This is a genomic window from Puia dinghuensis, assembly GCF_014642875.1.
Classification (GTDB): domain Bacteria; phylum Bacteroidota; class Bacteroidia; order Chitinophagales; family Chitinophagaceae; genus Puia; species Puia dinghuensis.
Genome location: NZ_BMJC01000003.1, coordinates 968,602 through 987,872, shown reverse-complemented (window position 1 = coordinate 987,872; position 19,271 = coordinate 968,602). Strand labels below are relative to the sequence as shown.

General features: G+C 52.6%; 14 protein-coding genes. 8 read left to right on the top strand and 6 right to left on the bottom strand.

What is annotated here, in order from left to right:
- Positions 1–80: 80 nt before the first annotated feature.
- Positions 81–1,211: a radical SAM family heme chaperone HemW gene (gene hemW / locus IEY39_RS17405; protein WP_188933996.1), complete on the bottom strand. Its 1,131-nt coding sequence runs from the start codon at positions 1,209–1,211 to the stop codon at positions 81–83.
- A 2-nt stretch (positions 1,212–1,213) separates the two neighbouring features.
- Here hemW and IEY39_RS17400 point away from each other — a divergent pair, with 2 nt between their 5' ends.
- The 8 genes from IEY39_RS17400 (at position 1,214) to porN (ending at position 12,280) form a co-directional block, all read left to right on the top strand.
- Positions 1,214–3,016 (top strand): POTRA domain-containing protein, encoded by a 1,803-nt coding sequence (locus tag IEY39_RS17400; protein WP_188933819.1) that lies wholly within the window; start codon positions 1,214–1,216, stop codon positions 3,014–3,016.
- A gap of 25 nt (positions 3,017–3,041) precedes the next feature.
- Positions 3,042–4,181 (top strand): DUF4271 domain-containing protein, encoded by a 1,140-nt coding sequence (locus tag IEY39_RS17395; protein WP_188933817.1) that lies wholly within the window; start codon positions 3,042–3,044, stop codon positions 4,179–4,181.
- 25 nt (positions 4,182–4,206) lie between these two features.
- Positions 4,207–4,980: a uroporphyrinogen-III synthase gene (locus IEY39_RS17390; RefSeq protein ID WP_188933815.1), complete on the top strand. Its 774-nt coding sequence runs from the start codon at positions 4,207–4,209 to the stop codon at positions 4,978–4,980.
- A 71-nt stretch (positions 4,981–5,051) separates the two neighbouring features.
- The gene (locus tag IEY39_RS17385) at positions 5,052–7,136 is read left to right on the top strand and encodes a thioredoxin domain-containing protein (protein WP_188933813.1); all 2,085 of its coding nucleotides are present in this window, start codon (positions 5,052–5,054) and stop codon (positions 7,134–7,136) included.
- A 211-nt stretch (positions 7,137–7,347) separates the two neighbouring features.
- On the top strand, positions 7,348–8,631 hold the full coding sequence (gene porK / locus IEY39_RS17380; protein WP_229688958.1) for a T9SS ring complex lipoprotein PorK/GldK: 1,284 nt from the start codon (positions 7,348–7,350) through the stop codon (positions 8,629–8,631).
- Between the two features lie 155 nt (positions 8,632–8,786).
- Complete coding sequence (gene porL / locus IEY39_RS17375) at positions 8,787–9,560, top strand: type IX secretion system motor protein PorL/GldL (RefSeq protein ID WP_188933805.1); 774 nt, start codon at positions 8,787–8,789, stop codon at positions 9,558–9,560.
- 88 nt (positions 9,561–9,648) lie between these two features.
- Positions 9,649–11,241 (top strand): type IX secretion system motor protein PorM/GldM, encoded by a 1,593-nt coding sequence (gene porM, locus IEY39_RS17370; protein WP_188933803.1) that lies wholly within the window; start codon positions 9,649–9,651, stop codon positions 11,239–11,241.
- 22 nt (positions 11,242–11,263) lie between these two features.
- Positions 11,264–12,280 (top strand): type IX secretion system ring subunit PorN/GldN, encoded by a 1,017-nt coding sequence (porN, locus tag IEY39_RS17365; RefSeq protein ID WP_188933802.1) that lies wholly within the window; start codon positions 11,264–11,266, stop codon positions 12,278–12,280.
- Between the two features lie 386 nt (positions 12,281–12,666).
- Here the strand turns inward: porN and uvrC are convergent, their stop codons facing one another.
- From uvrC to gpmI, 5 genes are all read right to left on the bottom strand, one after another.
- A complete protein-coding gene (gene uvrC / locus IEY39_RS17360; protein WP_188933800.1) occupies positions 12,667–14,550 on the bottom strand; it encodes an excinuclease ABC subunit UvrC in 1,884 nt (627 codons plus the stop codon).
- Between the two features lie 7 nt (positions 14,551–14,557).
- Positions 14,558–15,181, bottom strand: a complete 624-nt coding sequence (locus tag IEY39_RS17355) for a hypothetical protein (protein WP_188933798.1) — start codon at positions 15,179–15,181, stop codon at positions 14,558–14,560.
- A gap of 40 nt (positions 15,182–15,221) precedes the next feature.
- Positions 15,222–16,847 carry a porin family protein gene (locus IEY39_RS17350; RefSeq protein WP_188933796.1) on the bottom strand — a complete coding sequence of 542 codons (1,626 nt, stop codon included), beginning with the start codon at positions 16,845–16,847 and terminating at the stop codon, positions 15,222–15,224.
- A gap of 45 nt (positions 16,848–16,892) precedes the next feature.
- Entirely contained in the window at positions 16,893–17,468 is a 576-nt protein-coding gene (locus IEY39_RS17345; protein WP_188933794.1) for an RNA polymerase sigma factor, read from the bottom strand.
- 158 nt (positions 17,469–17,626) lie between these two features.
- Positions 17,627–19,153, bottom strand: a complete 1,527-nt coding sequence (gene gpmI, locus IEY39_RS17340; RefSeq protein WP_188933792.1) for a 2,3-bisphosphoglycerate-independent phosphoglycerate mutase — start codon at positions 19,151–19,153, stop codon at positions 17,627–17,629.
- Positions 19,154–19,271 lie beyond the last annotated feature (118 nt).

The following is a 19,271-nucleotide window of genomic DNA, read 5'->3' as shown; positions in this document are numbered from 1 at the left end:
ACAATGGCCATCCTCGCGATGGTGCTCATCCTGTCGGCAGCCCAGGGCATCGAATACCTGAAGAGCCGCCACCGGCACCACTAGAAGAAAAGATCTGCTGCTATCCCGTCTGCCAGTAGTTTACCTTCTTTTGTCAATTGTAACCTTTCCCCCGCCAGCTTCAGCTTTCCCGCCCGGACATATTTTTCCGCCCGCTCCCGCAACACTGAAGCCTGCCCGGCCCCGAACCGCTCTGCCAACACCCCAAGATCGATCCCCTCCATCGTCCGCATCGAGATCATGATATATTCATTCAGCTGCTGCACCGGCGTCAACACCTCTTTTTCGACGACAAGGCCGGGCGCCTCGATATACCGGGCATTATTCGCCACATTCCACTCCCTCGACACCCCATTGTACGAATGTGCGGAAGGGCCAAGACCCAAATAGTTCTTGCCCTGCCAATAGGCGGAATTGTGCCGGCTCCGGTGGCCCGGCAGGGAAAAATTCGAGATCTCATAATGTTCGTAACCGGCGGTGGCCGCCCAATCCATCAACAAGAGAAATTGCCGGGCCTGGTCTTCGGGCCTGATATCGGCCTTCTGGTGACGCCGGATCATCGTATCGAGAGCCGTCTTTGGCTCCACCGTCAACGCATAACAGGACAGGTGAGGTATCCCCATCCCGATGGCCCGCTCCACATTCTCCCGCCAATGGCTGTCGGGCAGGGTCGGACCCCCATAAATGAGATCGATGCTCATATTGTCGAAACCTTCTTCCTGCGCCATCCGGATACAGGCTATTGCTTGCCTGGCATCATGTGCCCGGTTCATCCAACGGAGGTCTTCTTCGAAAAAAGACTGCACGCCGATGCTCAGCCGGTTGATCCCCGCCTCTCGCCAGGCCCGCAGCCGGCTTGCTGCCGTAATATCGATGTCGATATCATCAGGATTCGCTTCCAGGGTTATCTCAGCCCCCGGAGCTATGGTAAAAAAAGCGCGCAGGCTGTGCAGCAGCACTTGCAGTTCCTCCGTCTCCAGAAGGGAAGGAGTGCCGCCGCCGAAATACACCGTCTCTACTGTTTCCCCCCCGAGATAATCCCTCCTCACTTCCATTTCTTTCAATAAAGCGGAAATAAAATCGTTCTTACGATTCAAAGACGTGGAAAAGTGGAAATTGCAGTAGTGACAGGCCTGCCTGCAAAAAGGAATATGAAGATAGATACCCGCCATCAATGACAAAGGTAAGGCGTACTTTTTTATGGCTCATCATCTTACTTTGCCCGTTCGCCGGCTGGGCGCAATATGTCCTGCACATCCAACCCGTCGATAAAGATTCCGCATTCATCCACGGAAAGCTGGGGCTCACCACCAGCTTCCGGTCGCGCGACGCCTGTTCGGAATACGTGTACAATCTCCTTCCCCTCTTACAAGGGAAGGGATATTTTACGGCTTCGATAGACAGCGTAGACTATGGCGCGGCTTCGGCGAGCCTTCGCCTCTATGTGGGTAATGCCTGGCGATGGGCCAATATCGACACGCGGGGAGTAGACCCTGCGCTGTTGGCCGCCGCCTCCTGGAATCCCCGTACCTTCTCCCACCGCCTGCTGGACTTCCGGCAGTTTCAGACGCGTCAGCAGCTGATGCTCGATTACATGGAGAACAACGGCTATCCTTTTGCGAAAGTCAGCCTCGATAGCGTTACCCTCCGCGACTCCAGTGACATGAGCGGCGTGTCGGCTGTCCTCAAGGTCGATAAGGGACCTCTTTACAAGATCGATAGCATCCGCATCTATGGCACGGCGAAGATCTCCACCGAATTTCTGCAACGCTATCTCAATATCCCCAATGGCAGCATCTACCGCAAGGAGCGGCTGGAGGCCATCAGCCGAAAGATGCTCGAACTACCCTATGTACAGCAATCCCAGCCCTGGAGCCTGACCATGCTGGCCGAAGGCTCGGTGCTCAATTTCTATCTTAAACCCAAAAAGAGCAGCCAGATCGATGCCCTCGTAGGCTTCCTCCCCAGCAGCGATCCCACCCTGGGCAACAAGATCGTCGTCACCGGCGAAGCGACCATCAATCTCAAGAACACCTTGGGCAATGGCGAAACCATCGGGCTCAACTGGCAGCAATTACAGCCCGGATCACCCCGGCTCAACTTGTTGTTCAACCAGCCCTACCTCTTTCATTCCCCCTTTGGCCTCAACGCCACCTTCGACCTCTACAAACAGGACTCATCCTATATCAATGTCAACCTCATGGCAGGCGCCCAGTACACGCTCTCTTCCAATCAGAATGGAACCGTCTTCATCCAGGAAGCAAGCTCCAGCCTGTTGAATGTGGATACGCTGGAGATCATCGCTTCTCATCAGCTGCCCCGAATAGCGGACATCAATGCCGTCAGCCTTGGGATGACCTATGATTTCAACAACACCAACTATCGCTTTAATCCCCGCAAGGGTAATGAGCTGAACTTCCTGGGGTCGGTCGGGACAAAAACGGTGAAAGAGAATGCGCTGATCGCCCAGTTGAAAGACCCCAATGATTCCAGCTTCAATTTCGCTTCGCTCTACGACACGGTAAAGCGCCATTCCTATGAATTCCTGCTCCGGCTTTCGGCCGCGCATTATTTCCCGCTGAGCCGGGCATCCACGCTTAAGCTCGGTTTCAACGGTGGCGTATTCAGCAGCCCCAACACCTATCGCAACGAACTCTTCCTCATCGGTGGCTACCGGTTACTACGGGGATTTGATGAGGCGAGCATTCTCGCCTCCCAGTATGGGGTCGGGACACTGGAATACCGGTATCTGGTAGGGCTTAATTCCTTTCTCTTTTCCTTTGTCGATGTAGGATGGGCGAAGAACACTGTTCCCGGCTACAATCTCAACAATACGTTCATTGGTTCGGGGCTTGGGATGGCCTTTGAAACAAAGGCCGGCATCTTCAATATATCCTATGCGCTGGGAAAACGGAATGACACCCAATTCAATTTTCACGACTCGAAAATTCACCTGGGATATGTAAGTTTTTTCTAAATCAGGACCCTATTTTTGCAACCATATGATCAGACTCTGCTCCCTCCTTCTCTTCTGCCTTCTGATGCTAACCCGGGCAGATGCGCAGACCGATACCACACGGCCACCGGCAGGGCAGCCAGATTCTGCTCGCCATCTTTCCCCCGCCGACTCGTTGCGACGCGACTCTCTCGCCCGGGTGCGCAAGGCCCGGCGGGACTCCCTTCGCCTGGTGCGGCTGGCTGCTAAAAGGGACTCTATCGCCGTGGCACAAAAAGACTCGGTGTCAAACGCCGCCGCGACAAAGGCCGCCATCGCTGCGGCCCAAAAAGATTCCCTCGCAAAGGCCGTCACTCCAACGGCCACAGCAACTCCCGCGGCAGTAAAACCTTCGGCTCCGCCGCCACCGGCCCCCGTCGTTCGGGAAGGGCCACCCGAACTCTCCTTCTGGCAAAAAGTGCTGACGAGAAACCCCTTCTTCAATTTCACCGGTATGCCAGTGGTGGATATATACGAGCTTCATCACTCCAACTCAAAGGATAGCCTTTTTTACCTGCTCGTCGGCATCCTGTTCTACTTCGCGCTGATCCGCATCTCCTTCGAGAAATATTTCAACAACCTGATGACGCTGTTCTTCCGGGTCTCGCTCCGTCAGCAACAGATAAGAGAACAAGTGTTGCAAACCCCGCTACCCTCCCTGCTGCTCAATATCCTGTTTATCATCAGCGGTGGTCTCTATGCCTGCTACCTGGTCCGTTACTCCCGCATCGGCGAGGGCATCGGTTTCTGGATGCTATACCTATATTGTATGGCGGCGCTCGCCACTATCTACCTGGTAAAATTCGTCGTCCTGAAATTCGTGGGCTGGGTCTTTTCCATTTCCCGGGCCACCGACATCTATATTTTCGTCGTCTTTTTGGTGAATAAAATGCTGGGAATTTTTTTACTGCCCTTTTTGATCCTGATCACTTTTTCGGGCCCGGAAGTCCGCGAAATTTTTATAACTATCTCATTGGCAATGGTCTTCGTAATGTGGGCGTACAGGGCCCTTGCGGGCTACCGGCCGGTGAGAAGCGAAATTAAACTAGCGCCGTTTTATTTTTTTCTGTACCTTTGCGCCTTCGAGGTAGCACCCCTTCTATTGATTTACAAGGTGTTATTGACATATTTGGAAAAAGTGTATTAATTTTGCTAATCCAGAGGGGAAACTCATGATTAAAAACGGGGATAAAAAGAAGATTTTAATCACACAACCCAGACCTGAAACAGACAAGTCGCCGTATTTCGAGTTGGCAAAAAAATACGACGTCGAGCTTGCCTTTCATCCTTTTATCCGCCTTGAACCTATTCCTGCAAAGGATTTCCGCAAGCAGAAAATAGATATCGTTCAGTACACGGCAGTCATCTTCACAAGTCGCAACGCCATAGACCATTTCTTCCGCATCTGTGAGGAAATGAAGATCAGCATCTCCCAGGACACAAAATATTTCTGCATCACGGAAGCCGTGGCGCTATACCTGCAAAAATTCATTCTCTATCGCAAGCGCAAAGTATTCTACGGCGCGGACGGACTCAACAAGAGCATGTTCGACGTGATCAACAAGCACAAGGAGAATGAGAAATTCCTGTATCCCTGTTCGGAGAACCAGCAGGATAATGAGATCGTCAATTGGCTTAAGCACAATAATTGTGGTTTTGCCACACCGTTTATGTACCGCACCATCAGCAATGATGTAAAGGATATCCTCAACCAGAGCGAATACGATATCATCTGTTTCTTTACTCCCAGCGGTGTAAGAAGTCTATTCGACAATCTTCCGAAGTTTAAACAAAACGGCACCAAGATCGGCGCCTTCGGCAGCAATACTTCCCGCGCCGTAGAAGAGGCCGGACTCACCCTCGACATCAAGGCTCCTCAGCCGCAGGCCCCTTCCATGGTCTCTGCCCTGGAAAAATATCTTTCTGTCACCGTCAAGAAAAAATAATACACAGGGTCCGAAGTTTGCAGCACCTTTGAGGTAGTACGTCGCCGCCAAAAAAGCAGCCGCAAGGAAGTATGAGCACCCAACGCCCGAATCGTCTCGCAAAAGAGACAAGTCCTTACTTGTTACAGCACGCCCACAACCCGGTGGACTGGTATCCCTGGGGTGAAGAAGCATTGCAAACAGCCCGCCGGGAGGACAAGCCCATCCTGGTCAGCATCGGCTATGCGGCCTGCCATTGGTGTCATGTGATGGAACGGGAAAGCTTTGAAGACGCCGGCACTGCCCAGCTCATGAACGATTTGTTTGTCAACATCAAGATCGACCGGGAAGAAAGACCCGACCTCGATCATATCTATATGGATGCGGTGCAGGCCATGACTGGCAGTGGCGGCTGGCCGTTAAACGTTTTTCTCACCCCGGAGGGTAAGCCCTTTTACGGCGGAACCTATTTCCCGCCCCGTGCGGTATACAACCGCAGCTCCTGGCGGGACGTGCTGGTAGGCGTATCTACTGCCTTTCTCGACCGGCGGGCGGAAATCGAGCAACAGGCCGAGAACCTTACCAGGCATGTCGCCACCGCGGGCGGTTTTGGCATCGGCGACCCGAAAAAGGAACCCACCGGCAGCGGCCAGGGCGACGGGACGGGCAACGCGACGAACCAGCAGGGCATCTTCCAGCCGGAAACCCTCCGGCAGATCAGGGATCAGCTGCTGGCTTCGGCGGACAAGGAGGAAGGCGGCTTTGGCGGGGCGCCGAAATTTCCCCAGACCTTCTCCATCCGGTTTCTTCTCTATCATTATTATTTTACCCGGGACACTGCCGCCCTCGACCAGGCCTGCCTCAGCCTGGATAAGATGATTCGCGGCGGCATCTACGATCAGCTGGGGGGCGGCTTTGCCCGGTACTCGACCGACAGGGAATGGCTGGTTCCCCATTTTGAAAAAATGCTATATGATAATGCCTTGCTGGTCAGCACCCTTTCAGAAGCTTTTCAGCTGACGCAAAAACCCTTGTACGAAGAGGCGATCCGGCAGACCATCGCCTTTGTGCACAGAGATTTATCCAGCCCCGAAGGCGGTTTTTATTCCTCCCTGGACGCAGACAGCGAAGGGATAGAAGGTAAATATTATATATGGGATAAGGCGGAGATCGATGCCATTCTTGGTGAGGACAGCACCCTCTTCAATACTTTTTACGGGGTTACCCCCGAGGGCAACTGGGAAGAAGAAAATATCCTCACCCGCCCCGAAGGCCCCGGGCTTACTCCTGGCGAGCGGCAAAGGGTAGAAGCTGCCCGCCTCCGGCTGCTCCAGCACCGGGCCGGCCGGATCCCGCCGAGCCTGGATGATAAGATATTGTTGGGGTGGAATACTCTTATGAACATCGCCTGTTCGAAGGCCTTTGCCGCCCTTGGCGACGAACGCTACCGGGAGATGGCCATTGCAAACATGGCGTTTCTGCGGGCAAAGTTCAAAGGCGAAGGCATTCATTTTTACTATCACGCCTATAAGGGCGAGGCCAGGGTTCCGGCTTTTCTCGACGACTATGCCACCCTTATCAGTGCCCTTATTCATCTCCAGGAGATAACCGGGAATGCCGGCTGTCTGACGGAAGCCCGGGACATCCTCCGCTTCGTCATCGATCATTTCAGTGAACCGGAGTCAGGGTTCTTCTTTTATACTCATGACGGGCAGAAAGACATCCTTCTGAGAAAAAGAGAGATTTATGACGGCGCAACGCCGTCGGGAAACGCCTTGATGGCATCTAATTTGTTATACCTGGGCATTGTGTTTGATGAAAGGGAATGGATAGGGCGTGCAAGCCGCATGGCAGCCGCCCTCAGCCGGCCCGTCACCAGCTATCCCGGGTCTTTTGGCGTTTGGGCAACCATCTTTCAGAGCCTTACGTATACTATTCCGGAGGTAGTTATCACCGGCCAGCAGCCGGAAAATGCCCGGAAGGAGTTTTTAGCGCACTTTATTCCTTACCGGGTTTTCCAGTCTTCGCATGAGGAAAATACCCAATTCCCCTTGTTGCGGGACAAGCCATCAGGCCAGGATCCCCTGATCTACGTGTGCCAAGAGTACACTTGCCAACTCCCTGTAAATGAAGTGGCTACAGCAATCCGTCTCGTTGAAAATGTGTATAAGTTATAGCGGGTAGATGTACAATAATCCGGCCCCGGTCGCGTTTATTACCTTAGCATCTGGAAACCAGGCCAAAGCGAAGCTGCCATCCGGTCACAGAAGGGCATTTCTGACCGGGTAGGGGCAGTCTGGGCTTTGACTTTCGAAAAAATAATTTTAAACTTGTAGCGAGATGTTGTCAAAAGTCTTTTTTTGCCCAATACCCTTTAATATTATGAAAATGAAAAACCTTTCCATTTTGACGGCCTTTTTCGCCCTTTTTTTAATGGCGGGCTGTAAATTAGGAGGAGGTAAATCCGGCAAAGGATTACCCGATGACGGGCAGCTGCATGGCGTTGCTCCCGCAAGTGCATACAACCTTCAAAAGCCTCCGGGCATGGTGTATATCCCACCTGGAACGTTCCACATGGGACCCAGCGACGAGGATATGAATTACGCCTTTACTTCCCGCAACAGGCAGACTTCTATCAGCGGTTTCTGGATGGATGCTACCGAGATCACCAACAACGAGTACCGCCAGTTCACCAATTGGGTGAGGGATTCTACCGCCGCGATCCAATTGCAATATGGCAAGGACGTGGACGGCCGTTTCCAGATCGATTGGAAGAAAGCTGCTACCATCAAGTGGGGTGACAAGGCAACGATCGAAAAGCTCAATGCCATGATCGTTACGCCCGATAACCGCATCTTCGGCAAGATCGAGATCGACCCCAACAAGCTGAAATACCATTCCGAAGTGTTCGATCTGAAAGAGGCTGCTGCCAAAGGCAACGAAGGCAAGCCCCGCAGCCAGTTCATCATGAAGCATGATGTGCCTGTCTATCCGGACACCCTGGTATGGATCCGTGACTTCAGCTATGCCTACAACGAACCCATGACCAAACGGTACTATTCCCACCCCGCTTTCGGCAACTACCCTGTCGTAGGCGTCAACTGGAACCAGGCTACCGTCTTCTGCGAATGGCGTACACAATACCTCAACGCCCACCTCGAGGCTAAGAAAATGGCTACCGAATCCAACTTCCGGCTGCCTACCGAAGCCGAATGGGAATACGCCGCACGCGGCGGTCGTTCTCAGTCGATGTATCCCTGGGGTAACTACTACCTTAGAAATAAAAGAGGCTGCTTGCTCGCCAACTTCAAACCGGGTCGCGGCAACTACCCCGAAGACGGTGGCTTCTACACCGTACGGGCCGATGCTTACTGGCCAAACGACTTCGGTCTGTATTGCATGGCCGGCAACGTAGCTGAGTGGACCTCTTCCTTCTATTATGAAGGAGCTATGAACTTCCAGCATGACATGAACCCCGACATCCGCTGGAATGCCAAGGACAGTGATCCCCCCCGTATGAAACGCAAGGTCATCCGCGGCGGTAGCTGGAAAGACGTCGGCATGTATCTGCAGACCAGCGCTCGTACGTATGAGTACCAGGATACATCCAAGTCTTATATCGGTTTCCGTTGCGTCATCGATCTGTCCCCGACCATCACGGGTCGTCGATAGACCAGGACAAGAGATATCCACAGATATCTTTCAGGGTGCCTAAAATATTATCCGTAGAATAAACGTTTTTGATTTAAGAGTTAACAAAAAATCAACAGGAACTCTTTTTCCATAACCCTTTAAAATCCTTTACAAACAATTAAAAATTAATCACTATGAGCGCTGGAGTTTCAAAATCTACCGAAAGACTTATCAATATCATCGTGTGCGTTGGTGCAGCCGTCGTAATCTTTGGCGCCCTGCAGAAGATTCTGCATACGGCCCTGGCCGACTTCTTCCTGACTGCAGGTCTGCTGACGGAAGCCCTCATCTTCCTGGTTTATGCCTTCCTTCCGCCTCCCGGAGGTGAAATGCACGCCCTGGTAGAAGCACTGCCCAAGCTGGCAACCGGTACTTCCGGCAACCCTGCACTGGATAAAATGGACAAGATGTTGCAGGAAGCCGACATCACCCCGGCTAACCTTAGCAAGCTGAGCGACGGCTTCAAGAAATTCGGAACCACGGTAGAAAAGATCAGCGACGTCTCTGGCGCACTGGCTGCTACTACGGACTATACGAACAAGACAAAAGAAGCCGCAGTCGCCCTGGATAGCATGAAAGGCGCATACCAGAGTGCTGCCAATACGATCACCAGCTTCAATGCCGCTGCAGACAGCACCAAGCAATTCCATTCTCAGGTACAGGTACTCACCAAGAACCTCGGTTCGCTGAATGCCATCTACGAATTGGAACTGCAGGACACCAACAACCACCTGAAAGCTATGAACAGCTTCTATGGTAACCTGGTGAAAGCTTCTGAGACGATGCAAGGCAGCGTAGCCGACGCCAAAAAGACACAGGAACAGATTGCTCTGCTCGCAAAGAATTTGGGTAACCTCAACCATGTCTATGGGAACATGCTGAGCGCCATGCAAGGACGCCAGGCTTAATAAAGCCTTTGTGCCTGAGCCCGTTTTTTCCGGCCCGCATGAACCTAATGAAAAACTATTATAACCAGTATTAATAATTTACTGACCCATGTCATTACCTAAAGAACCCAGGCAGAAGATGATCAACATGATGTACCTGGTGCTGACAGCGCTCCTGGCGCTGAACGTATCGGTGGAAGTGTTGAACGCCTTCAAGACCGTAAATAATAGCATAATAAAATCCAATACGGTCATCGACCAAAAGAACCAGATGACTTACGATGCCTTCAATGAAGACATGAAGGATCCGAAAACGATGGCCAAAGCGCAAACCTGGGCGCCTCACGCTCAGGAGGTACAGAAACTGTCGGCAGCGCTTTCGGCCTCCATCGAACAGCTGAAGCAAAGGCTGATCGAGGAGTCTTCTCCCAAAAAGAACGCTGAGGGCAAAGTAACAGAGTTTGCCGACGGTAACCTCGACGCTGCCACTCGTGTGATGGACAAGAACGGCGAAGGCCCCAAGCTGTACGAGCGGCTGAAACAATTCCGTAACGACCTGCTGGCTGAACTCGATCCGGCGAAATACCCCAACGAAGGACAAAAAGTGCTGGAAGATCTGAAGAACCAGCAAGCGACCTTCGCTCATAGTTTGCCCCTTGATACGCATATCCCGCCGTCCGAGTCCGGCAACACCGCCATCGGCAGCGACAGCGCCCACAACTGGACGATTCGTTACTTCCACATGACCCCGACCATCGCCGCACTTACCATCCTCTCTAAATTCCAGAGTGATGTAAAGAACTCCGAGTCCCAGGTGGTCGACTATCTGTTCAAACAGATAGGTGAAGTAAAAGTCGTATTCGACCAGTTCAAGCCCCTCATCTCCCCCAGTGCTACCTACCTGATGCCTGGCGATGAGCTTTCCGTAAAGGCCGGCATCGGCGCCTTCAGCGCAGCAGCCAAGCCCAAGATCTACATGAATGGCACCGAATATCCCGTCAATGCGGATGGTACTGCCGAATTGAAGACCAAAGTCAGCAGCACCGGCAACATACACGTAAAGATAGAATATACCAAGCCCGATGGAAGCGTCGGTGTCTCGGAAAACGACGTAAAATATACTGTAGGCCAGCCCTCCGGCGCCTCTGTCTTCCTCGAGAAAATGAACGTGCTGTATGTAAAGGAAGATAACCCGTTGAAGATTTCCGGCGGTAGTGTAGGCCGGGAAAAGGTGCATGTAAGCTTCAGCAATGGCGAGATCCACCACGGTGACGGTGACGAATGGATTGCCGTTCCCACCACCCCCGGTATGGGCAAGATCATCGTCGAAGCCGAAGGGAAAAGAACCGAATTCGAGATGCGGATAAAATACCTGCCCAACCCCACGGGTTTTGTAGGTACCAAGAATGGCGGCTCCATGTCTTCCGCTGAATTCAAGGCAAATGGCGGTCTGCGCGCCGTGCTGGACAACTCGGAGTTCATCTCTCCCTTCAGGGTGGTGGGCTACAAGTTGGCAGCCATTGGCGGTAACATCTCCCAGTACACCGAAGCCAGCAACGATGGCCCCCGGTGGACCGGCCAGGCCGCAGCCATCGTCGCCAGAGCGACTCCGGGAACGAATATTTTCTTTGACGATATTCGGGTAATGGGTAAGGACGGCCGTGTTCGTGCGCTGCCACCCATGGTATTCAACCTGAAATAACTATAAGTACAAACAAAGAGAGATGAAAAAGAATCTTATCAGATTATGCATGCTGGCGATGGCCGTACTCCTTGTGGTCGGTAACGTGGATGCGCAAACTAAAAAGCGCACCGTGAAGAAGAAGCCCGCCAAAAAGACGGTCGCCACCAGGAACAAGCCGGCCGATGCCACCGTGGCTCCTGCCAAGGACACGACAAAACCTGTCGCCATCCTGCAAGCGGATATCAAACTCGATACCCCCCGCAGAAGCCTTCGCAACGACGCCATCATCGAGCGTAATCTGGTAAAGGACAGGACCCCCCTGCCTTACGAGCACATCCGCGAGGATGACGCCGTCTACCGCCAGCGGGTATGGGAAGAGATCGATGTGCACGAAAAGATGAACCTGCCCTTTGTTTATAAGGCAACGGAAGATAATGGTAATCAGCGTCTTATCAATATCCTGCTCGTGGGTATCAAGAGTGGCCAGATCACGGCCTTTGAAGACGACCGGTTCACCACTCCCATCACCTTCCAACAAATTGCAGAAAATCTCGTCGCCAAGCCGCACGTCATCCAGGTTCCCGATCTGGATAAAGACCCGGATGGTTCGAAGGGCCTGATGCGCGATACGCTCATCCAGGAAGACTTCAACCCCGATGCTATCAGCAGGTACCAGCTCAAGGAAGAATGGGTATTCGACAAGGAGTCTTCCCGCCTCCATGTCCGTATCCTGGGCGTCTCTCCCATGAAGGACATCCTCCAGCCGGACGGGTCTGTCAGAGCCGTGGCCCCCGTATTCTGGGTATACTATCCCGATCTTCGCCCCATGCTCGCCAAGTTTGAAGCCTACAACGGCAAAAACTATGGCGCCCGCATGAGCTGGGAAGAACTCTTCGAAAGCCGGATGTTCGCTGGCCGCATCGTGAAGTCGACCATCGACAACCCCGGTGACCAGTACATCGAAGGGTATATTAAGGACAATATCCTCAAACTGCTCGAAGGGGAGAAGATCAAAGAAAAGATCTTTAACTACGAACAGGACCTCTGGTCGTACTAAACCTCAATATCACTTTATAAGAAGGGCGCTGCTATGTTGCAGCGCCCTTTTTTTATTCCCTCATTCCCTCAATAAGTAACTATAAATTAATTAGTTAATTCAAAATATTTTTTTTAAAAATACCCAAATTTGGGTATTGCTGAATAGAATTCTTTTACTACTTTTACAACGGTTTTTCATAGGATATTGGATTTTAAAAACGGGGCTGGATGTCTATCCGGGCCCCTTTTTTCATTTATGGCCCATTCGGGCGCGAACCCGGGGTTCGCAGGCCTACGGCCGTTTTTTATGTCTGCCCCCAACGGACCATTAACAGCTCATAACCTGCCTTTTATGGTTCTTTGTCCCACCTTTTATAAGTGTAAATAGAGTCCTTTACGGTCGTTTTAGGAGGGCTTTACAGGCTCATTCCCGGCCTCCTCTGCTGGGGGAACCCCCGGGTCCCCCGGCCCGGACCCCGCCGTCCCTGGCTCCGCAAAATGCTCCCGGACAAGTCTTGCCTTCACCGGACCGACCACTTCCGCGAGTTCATCCTCCCCCAATTGCCTGATCTTATTCACCGATCGGAAACGTTTCAACAGCAGGTCGGCCGTTTTTTTTCCAATACCTTCTATCTGCTCCAGCTCGTTGGTGAAAGTTCCCCTGCTTCGTTGCTTGCGGTGGAAAGTGATGCCAAACCGATGCACTTCATCGCGGATGCGACGTACCAGATGGAGGCTGTCGCTATTATAAGGAAGCTTGATAGACTCACTGTCGCCCGGAAAAAAGATCTCTTCCTCATTCTTGGCAAGCCCCACCACCGTCATCATTCCGGTCAGCCCCAACTCTGTAATGCTTTCCATCGCCGCACCAAGCTGACCCTTGCCACCATCGATGATCACCAGCTGCGGCAACGACTGCTTCTCTTCCATCAGCCGTTTGTACCGCCGGTGCACCACCTCTTTCATCGTCGCAAAGTCATTGATTCCCTGCACCGTCTTCACATTGAAATGCCGGTAATCCTTCTTGCTCTCTACCCCGTCGCGGAAACAGACCATCGCCGACACGGGATAGCTGCCCTGGAAATTGGAATTATCAAAGCATTCGATGTGCACTGGTAGTTCCGATAGTTGCAGGTCTTCCATCAGCTGCACCAACACCTGGCGGCGCTCGTCCGGGGTCTTGCCCTGCAATTGCAACAGCTGCTTCCGGCGTAACTCCTCCCGGAAATAGTGGACATTCTTCTCGGAGAGCTCGATCAGCTTCTTTTTGTCGCCGCCTTTAGGGATGGTCTGCACGATCCCTTCCTCGGGGTATTCGATGGGGAAGGGAAGGATAAGCTCATGGGCCAGGCTGTTGAAGGTTTCCCGCAACTGCGCGATAGTAAAGGCCAGCACCTCGGCATCGGACTCTTCCAGATGGGTCTCTACCTGCGTCGTGTGCGTCTGTACAATGGTGCCTGTTTCCACCATGAGATAATTGATATAGGCAAGATCGCCGTCCCGCGCGATCGTAAAGACATCGGCATTGCTGAGATGCTTGCTGACGATCACCGACCGGGCTTCATAATTCTCCAGGTGCTCGATCTTTTTGCGGATGATCTCCGCCTTTTCAAAATCCATCTTCTCGGCCAGGGTACGCATTTCCCGTTTGAATTGCTGTATCAGTGGACCCAGGTTGCCCTTGAGGATATTCCTCAGCTGCACAAGCCCCTCCGCATAATCCCCGGCAGTCTGCAATCCTTCGCAAGGACCCTTACAGTTGCCCAAATGGTATTCAAGACATACTTTATACTTGCCTTTTTTTATCTGCGTGTCGGAGAGGTTCAGCTGGCAGGTGCGCAGCTGGATATTGCTCTTCACAAAGTCGAGCAGCTCCCGTACCCTGCCCACCGAAGTAAAAGGACCGAGGTATTCCGATCCGTCAGGGATCTTTCGCCGGGTGAGGAATACTCTGGGAAAGGGCTCGTTCTTGATGACGATGTATGGATAGGACTTGTCATCCTTCAGGTTGATATTGAACTTCGGCTGAAACTGTTTGATAAGGGAGTTCTCCAACAGGAAAGCGTCCTGTTCCGAACCGACGATGGTAAATTCTATGCGCCGGATGCGATGCACCAGCTCGTGGGTCTTATAGGTAGTAAAGGTCTTGGTGAAGTAAGAGCTGACCCTTTTACGCAGACTCTTGGCCTTTCCTACATAGAGTAGCTCGTCGTTCTCATCGAAATACTTATAGATACCCGGATTCAGGGGTATCGTAGAGGCAATCTGGCTAAATTGTTCGGCTGTCATGGTATGCTTATTCTTCCTCCCGGGCACTGTCCCAAACCACCCTCACCTGTTCTTCGCTTACCGATGCCCCTTTCACCCGGATAAGGGTGGCGATCTCGCAGCTTCGCTGTGCCTGCCAGAACAGCTTTTGCAAGATCACGCTGTCGCCGGCAATCCGGCTTTTTTCCAGGTATATGCTTTTCACCTGCTGGGCCCGGGGGCCGGCAACGGTCATGACATCCACCCGCTGCAGGCCCAGGTCCTTATTGGTGGTGGAATAGGTAAAGGTTATGGAATTAGTGGCTCTGTCCGCAAAGGAGGATTCCGTAAAATATTTTTGAAAGCTGCTGTCCGCGAGCTCCCTGGGCACAAACTGCAAGGCAAGCCGGTTGAATTCCGGAACCTGGATAAAGGCCGAGTCGGTATGGCCGTTGCGGGTTGTGTATTGGTGAAGCGCCAGCAACGAGGAGTCCACATGCAATATCTCTGCCTCCAGGTAGTCGGCCACGGGAAAGAAAGAATTTTTAGTGGTATTGGAATCGTTGGAGTTCGAAAGTGAATCGCCCTGGGACGAAGGGACGGGTCGATTTGGATTTGAACACGCAATGAACAAAGCCGCGCCGGCAAGGCAAAGAAGGGCGAGATATTTCATGCTGTAAAAATACACTTTTGCGCCAGCATGTTGGGCAGCTTTAAGGCAGCATCTTCGTGATACCGATCTTTATCCCGTAGGACTTCAGATTTTCGGCGAACTGCGATTGGGAAGTATAGCTGGAAAAGAATTGATAGCGAAACTCCGGCCCGATCTGCCAGCGAAGATTACCCACCCGATAGGAGAGGAAGGCTTCCACCGCGCCGTTGACATTCCATTTCCTGTACAAGTCGGGCTCTTTGTCCCAGGACGTCTTATTAGAGCTCAGCATATAAGAGCTCGTACCGAGAAGATAGCTGGGTTGCACCGTAGCGCCCAGGTTGAACTGCAGCCGCTCGTTGCCAAGCACCCTTAATTCAAAGCCGATGGGCGCAGACAATTGATAGTAGTCGTTCTTCAGGGTTTCTTGTGTCACAGGGCCAAAACCGCCGGCACTGCTTGCCTGTTGGGTAGTGGCGCTCCTTGTCATCGAATCCATCATATAACCATAGTAGGAGTAGGTCGTACCCAGTTGGGAATTATTGTATGCGGTTATCATGTACCGGGCAAAATTGAATTGCAATCCTCCTTTGACGGAAAGGTTACGCGTAAGGCGGTAAAGGATGCTGCCGCCAAACTCGAATCCAAAAGCCGCGGAGTGATTTATCCTGTCACCAGGTTGTACGGTAAAGCCGTTCGGCGTCGGACCAAACTTCTCAAAGGAAGGGTCCAATCCGCTAAGGACGCGGTAATTGATGGTGGGGGCAAGCGAGAATTGGAAATACGTCCTTCCCCTGCGGCTGGGCGCCGGCAGGATATTCATGGCATAGTCCTGCAGCCAGTTCACTCTTTGACGATCTTCCGCTTCGGCGATAGCGCTGGCCGATGCCTTGGCGGCGCCTGCGTCGGATAACCGTCCATCGGCCGTCACTTCATTCCCATTGGTCTTGTTGCTTGCCAGGTGACCACGCCCCCGGACATTGTTCCGGGCCCTTTCCGTCCCCCGCGCACTCAGACTCTCCAGCACACCGTGGGCGGTGAGCCCATCGGCTCCCGTTTCATCTATTGACTCACGGGATTCATCACCCGATTCCCGTAAGGAAGCTGTTTCTCCACCCGTTCTTGCTCCCGGTTTTGTTACATCCTCCGGCGTCTTGCCTGCATCGGTTGCCGGCGTCCTGGCTGCAATTACGGCCAGGTCGGGGGCTCTATCGGGTAGTTGAACCCGGCTCAGCCATTCGGAAAGATCGGAGGGATTTATAACGGGATTGCTAAGCGTAATAGAAATGCCCCTGTAAGCGAGGTCCTGGTCTTCCAGGATGGTGCTGCCCGCGGCGGCATTGCGCCGGACGTTAGCAACTGCAGCAGCAGGGGAATGGTAGGCCGTCAGTGGAGCGTTTGGGATATTCTCGGCAAGTGGTGGCTTTGTGGCGAAATCGGCTGTCGAACCCTTGGCAGCTTTGCGAAGTGCGATAGCATGACTGGAAGGTGCTATCAATTCCCGGCCGGCCAAAAAGAGGATACCCGTCACCAGCAATGCCATACTCCCGATAAACCACCTTCTCTTAGTATGTAATGAATTGTGAACCCCCTTCCAGACTTTTTCGGAAGGGTACATTTTGTATTGCTCTGTCTTTTCGCGGATCAGTTGCTCAAAATCGTCACTATAGAAGCTACTCTCCTTCATTTGTCAATCAGTTTTAGACATGTTTTCGATAGGTATGGATTTTTATTAGTGGATAGCGACCATCCAATCGGATTTCTCTTTCGGCTTTGTCAGGATCTTCTTCCGGATCAGGATCTCTTCCAACATTTGCTTTGCTCTCGTATATTGTGAACGACTTGTGCTCTCTTCAATGTCCAGCATATCGGCGATCTCCTTGTGCGAATAACCTTCAATCGCATAGAGATTGAGAACCGTACGATAACCTATCGGCAGGATACGGATACATTCTACTATCTGTTTGGCCTGTACGATCGAGGGGACACTTTCCTCCCGCACTTGTACTCCGTGTGCGTGGACAATGTCCAGGCTCTCATTGAACCGCTTGTTTTTTTTCAGGTTGTTGATACAGGTATGAACGATGATGCGCCTGATCCAACCCTCGAATGCACCCTTGTTTTGAAAGGTGTGCATTTGTGAGAAGACTTTTATGAACCCCTCCTGCAACATATCTTCAGCGTCTTCCCTATTGTGGGCGAACCGGTAACAGACGGCCAGCATCTTCGGGCTGTACCGATTGTACAGTTCGCGCTGGGCAGCCGCCTCATTTTTTAAACAGCCTTGTAGGATGGCTTCTTCGGTCATACTAACCGCAGTTGGTTGCCCTGTAATTTAGACAATTTTCATGAGGTAAAGCTGCGCACTAACAAAAAAATGAGGGCGCCTTTTTCGGGGAAAATTAAGGCTGCCCTCATTTTTTTCGCTTATGTCGGGCCGTCCGGCCTACGCGCGCGCAGGCCGCGTCAGATCAATATTTTTCCCGTCATCTCGCTCGGAATCGGTAACCCCATCATTGTCAGGATGGTAGGCGCCAGGTCGCCAAGTTTGCCCGGGCGGATGCCCCCCTTCCAGCTCTTGTCGATGATAAAGAAAGGCACCGGGTTCATCGTATGTGCGGTATTGGGACTACCGTCATCGTTAACCATATAGTCGGCATTACCATGGTCGGCCGTCAGGAAAACCGTATAACCGCTGTCAAGGGCCGCCGAGACCACCCTTTCCACGCACTTGTCTACCGTCTCCGCCGCCTTGATCGCCGCCTCCCAGACACCCGTATGACCCACCATATCCGTATTGGCATAGTTGAGACAGATGAAATCCGCCGTCTTATTGCGAATCTCCGGAACGATGGCATCCGTGACCTCTACCGCACTCATCTCCGGTTTCAGGTCATAGGTAGCCACCTTGGGCGAAGCGATGAGGATCCGGTTCTCGCCTTCAAAGGGAACCTCCCGGCCCCCGCTGAAGAAAAAGCTGACATGGGGGTATTTCTCCGTCTCCGCAATGCGTATCTGCTTCAGTCCATTAGCCTCGATGATCTCCCCTAATGTGTTCTTCAGATCGTCATTCTCGAAGATCACGTTGACACCGGTAAACTTCTGGTCATACTGGGTCATCGTGGTATAGTGCAAGGACAGCTTTTTCATTCCCTGGTCGGGCATATCCTTTTGTGTCAGTACCTCAGTAATCTCCCGGCACCTGTCTGTCCGGAAATTGAAGCAAAGCGCGTAGTCCCCGTCCTTGATGGTAGCAAGCGGCTGCTGGTCGCTGCCGGCGATGACGGTGGGCTTGATAAATTCATCGGTTACGCCGGCGGCATACGACTGCTCAACCGCTGCCAGGGCATCGGTCGCCTTTTCCCCGACACCCCTGACAAGGGCGTCATAGGCCAGTTTCACCCGCTCCCAGCGCTTGTCCCGGTCCATGGCATAATAGCGGCCGCTCACCGTGGCTATTTTGCCGATGGTTGCCGTAAGGTGTTTTTGCAATTCCCGGATGAATCCCAGACCGCTCTTGGGGTCGGTATCCCGGCCATCGGTGAATGCATGGATATATACTTCCTTAAGTCCCTCTTTCTGACAGGTGTCAACGATGGCCATCACATGCCGGATATGGCTGTGCACCCCCCCATCGCTCACTAGCCCAAGGAGATGCAGGGGCTTTCCTGCCGCATTTGCCCCCCGGATAGCGTCCAGTAACACCGGGTTATGAGCAAAAGACCCGTCCCGGACGGCAACATTGATCCGTTGTAATTCCTGGTTGACGATGCGGCCGGCCCCAAGGTTCAGGTGGCCAACCTCGGAATTGCCCATCTGACCCTCTGGCAATCCTACTTCTTCGCCATAGGTCACCAGGGTCGTATTGGGGTATTGCTGATATAAAGAGCTGACAAAAGGTACCCGGGCATGGCGGATGGCGTCCGCGTTGGGCCGCTGTCCCAGGCCCCATCCATCCATGATTACAAGAATGACTTTCTTTGTATTAGACATAAAAATGACGTGCTTCGAGCTGCAAATATAGGGGGTTCGGGCCGCTCATCCACCGGTTCTTTTACCCTCCTGGCCGACCCGGCCTACCCCAATTGGAGTATTTTAGCACACAACTGGC